The sequence below is a fragment of the Pseudoalteromonas sp. SWN29 genome (assembly GCF_015864465.1).
Taxonomy (GTDB): Bacteria; Pseudomonadota; Gammaproteobacteria; order Enterobacterales; family Alteromonadaceae; genus Pseudoalteromonas.
In genome coordinates this window covers 1-1,146 of sequence record NZ_JADYXE010000119.1, presented here as the reverse complement: position 1 = coordinate 1,146, position 1,146 = coordinate 1, and the positions used below count along the sequence as shown (strand labels likewise).

The window sequence follows — 1,146 nt, the reverse complement described above, 5'->3', positions numbered from 1 at the left end:
CGGCGTTTTTCAAGACAGTTGTCGCCTAAATTGTTAAGCAGCTTCTTTGTGTTGCTCTGGATTTAACTCCACAGCGCCTATTGGCTGCCAGTTTCGCTCTTCTTTTGACCATCGCTCTGGATGTTCATTTCTTTTTGTCTGATACAACGCTTTTCGCTTCGCCAGTATTCCCACATCAAGACCATCATGCCTCTGGTTTGGTGTTACAAACTTAATCCTGCTATGGCGATGCTCGTTGTTGTACCAATAAACAAATTCATTGACCCATTTACGCGCGGCTTCTAACGACTTAAAACCTTCACTCGGCCAACGTGGATGATACTTTACCGTTCTAAATAGCGATTCTGAGTATGGATTATCATTGCTCACCCTTGGACGGCTTCGTGAGGTCACAACGCCTAAATCGTACATCTTAGCTCGCATCGTCAAGCTCTTCATGGGCGCGCCATTATCTGAGTGCAACACAACGTCTTTCTTTAAGCATTTCTCTGACCAGACCGTACGCTCTAGTAGTGCTGCAGCTTGCTCACCTGTTTCACTGTCGTGAACTTCCCAACCGACGATTTTTCGACTGTAAATATCTTCAATCATGTACAGATAATAGTGCTTTCCTATCACCGTTGTAGGCAGGTAACTGATATCCCAACTCCACACTTCGTTCGCTTTTTTAGCCGTATAACTGGTTGGCTTTTTATGAACATTTCTCGGCTTAGCTTTTCCTCGGTGATGAAGCATGTTTTCAGCATGCAAGATACGGTAAAAACTCGACTCAGAAGCAATATACTCACCTCTATCGGCGAGTATAGGTACAATTTGACTTGGCGGTAATGAGGCAAACTCTTCACTATTACACACATCAATCACGTCTTGTCTTTCAGCCTGACTCAGTTTATTCCCAGGCTCTGGCCGCGTAACTGTAGGCCTTTTATCTGCGCCAATCTCACCCTCTATTCGCCAACGCTGTAAGGTTCTTGTTGATAATCCAATCACGTCACAGGCCTTATCTTGTCTCGCACCTGATGCTACTGCGGTGCTGACCCATTGCGCGTATTTTTGCCTATCGGTCAGCGAAATCAGTCTTCCTCTTTTTCTTTCCAATAGGCATCGAACTTTTTTCCGAGAACGAGTAAAGCTGCCGCTTCTGCT

At 45.2% G+C, this 1,146-nt stretch carries 1 pseudogene; it reads right to left on the bottom strand.

The annotated features are described in order from the left end of the window. Positions 1-33: 33 nt before the first annotated feature. Positions 34-1,146: pseudogene (locus I6F53_RS20085) on the bottom strand (IS3 family transposase); the annotation flags it as partial.